The sequence below is a fragment of the Candidatus Marivariicella framensis genome, assembly GCF_982709265.1.
Genome location: NZ_CEXPNT010000026.1, coordinates 16,384 through 18,833, shown reverse-complemented (window position 1 = coordinate 18,833; position 2,450 = coordinate 16,384). Strand labels below are relative to the sequence as shown.

Genomic DNA, 2,450 nt, shown 5'->3' with positions numbered 1-2,450 from the left:
TCAAAGTAATCATTACCTAATAGTTTAGCTAAATATCTTTGCGTTGTTGTTAGATCTTTATGATTAAGTATTTTAATTCTAGTGGAGCTCTTCAACTGTTTGTTTATGGAGAAGACACTCAGGTTTACATAAGCATTAATGGTGTCAAAGGTTATTGCTATTCTGATCAACCTAACTATAGGTCTATCATTTTCATTAATTCAGTCATTTTAAATTTGCTTACATTTAAGATAAACCGACACAATGAAAAAACTTCTTCTTTTTTTAATCCTGCCAATCACTCTTTTTAGTCAAAATAAAGCTATTAATGCTTCAACACAATGGATCGAAGAAAATGGAGCAGATATGATTCATGAATATGCGCAATTTTTAAAATTACCTAACCATGCATCAAATATTATTGATATTAATAAAAATGCAGAGTTTTTAAAAAATGGTTTTTCAAAGCGCGGCTTTGAAATGCAATTATTAAAATTACCTGATGCCCCGCCAATTGTTTATGGAGAGAGAAAAGTTCCAGGGGCTAAAAGAACGTATTGTTTTTACATTCACTATGATGGTCAGCCTGTAGATCCTGAAGCATGGAAACATGAGCCTTTTAACCCAACTCTATATGATAATGCAATGAATAAAGGTGGGAAAAAAATTGATTTTCCAAAATCAGGAGAAAAAATAGGTAAAGAATGGAGAGTTTATGCACGATCTGCTAGTGATGATAAAGCACCATTTCTAACATTATGGTCTGCAATTGATGCTTTAAATAACTCAGACATACCTTTTTCTTCAAACATAAAATTATTTTTTGATGGAGAGGAAGAGTCTAGCTCTCCAAATGTCATGAAGTATCTTGAAAAATATTCTGAATTATTTGATGATATTGATGTATGGCTATTAAATGACGGTGCAATTTTCCAAACGGGACAACCACAGTTTAAATTTGGGGGTAGGGGAGTCACAAGTTTAGAATTAACAGTTTTTGGAGCAAATGCTTCATTGCATAGTGGACACTATGGTAATTGGGCACCTGTTCCAGGTCAAATGATTGCAAGACTTCTAACAAGCATGAAATCTGAAGATGGAACTGTTTTAATAGATGGATTTTATGATTCAGTTATACCTATTTCAGAATATGAAAGGGAACAGATTAATAATATACCTAACATTGATGAGCACCTTAAAAGAGAATTGGGGTTATCATTTACTGAGGGAAATAATCAAAATCTATTTGAAAGAGTTTTAATGCCAAGCCTAACAATAAGAGGTCTTTCAAGTGGAAACGTTGGTGAAAAATCTAGAAATGTAATTCCGTCAATAGCCACTGCAACTCTAGGGATGAGATTAGTTAAAGGAAATGATCCTGAAAAAATGATTGATCTAGTTGAGAAGCATATTAAAAGTCAGGGTTGGCATATAACCTATAAAGACCCAGATGAAAAAACTAGAAATACCTACCCAAAAATTGTAAAAGTTAAACGAAACCCTAATGGGTTTCCTGCTGGAAAAATTAATATGGATGATCCGACTGTCAGACCAATAATCGAAGCAGTAAAAAAACATATAAACCCTAATATTGTATTGCTTTCAAGTTCGGGAGGGTCAAATAGAATTTATCAAATTATTTGGGAGGTTTTAGATAAGCCTGGAATATCAGTGAATATGGTCAATCACGATAATAACCAACATGCTGCAAATGAAAATCTAAGATTAGGAAATTTATGGTATGGAATTAATTTAATGGCGTTATTATTGACCATGGAATGATTTATCTGTATTGCTAGTAGGGGCACTTATTTAGAATAAATTTTTTAATTCTTTTCTACTAAAGTAAATAGATATCAAATAAATTATTGGAGTCATTAACACCCAACTTGATTGCGCTTGTAATGTAATTGGTCTTCCGGCTATTTTAAAAAGAGTAGGATTGAACGAAGATCCTAGTGGATGCAATGGAGCCCATGAGAGATCACCATTAGAGCCTAATTGAAGATTATAAAAGAATGCTTCAATATAAATATTTTGAATAACAAACCACAAAAGAAAAATTGTAAAAGCTCCCCAGTTCCATTTTAAAAAAGGTGATTTTTTATTTCTATATAAAAATTTTACTAAAAACAATCCTATCCAAACGATCAGCACATCTGCTAATGAGTTTAATAACCAATTTATGTTAATTGGTATCGCGCAATTTAGAGCAGTACTTCTTCTTTCATCAACCGAAAGTCCTCCTCCTAATCCATAAGTAAGCCATATTTCCCAACCAAGAGAGACTATTAAAAAAGCACTAATTAAAGTCAGTGTAACTCTAGATGAGACCTTGCTTTTAATTATGTAATATATTGACAAAACTATTGGAATAAATGCAGCAATGTAAAGACGTGTAACAAGCCAATATTCAGTATAATTTAAATCACAATATTTGAAAAAATCGAACATCATTAAATATAATAAAT

2 protein-coding genes are annotated in these 2,450 nt (G+C 31.8%); one reads left to right on the top strand and one right to left on the bottom strand.

Annotation, left to right across the window (positions count from 1 at the left end):
* The first annotated feature begins 243 nt into the window (after nucleotides 1-243).
* Nucleotides 244-1,761 carry a M20/M25/M40 family metallo-hydrolase gene (locus AC34EU_RS07795; protein ID WP_489696164.1) on the top strand — a complete coding sequence of 506 codons (1,518 nt, stop codon included), beginning with the start codon at nucleotides 244-246 and terminating at the stop codon, nucleotides 1,759-1,761.
* A gap of 30 nt (nucleotides 1,762-1,791) precedes the next feature.
* Here the strand turns inward: AC34EU_RS07795 and AC34EU_RS07790 are convergent.
* Nucleotides 1,792-2,450, bottom strand: a 659-nt coding sequence (locus AC34EU_RS07790) for a hypothetical protein (RefSeq protein WP_489696163.1), incomplete at its 5' end; no start/stop codon positions are given.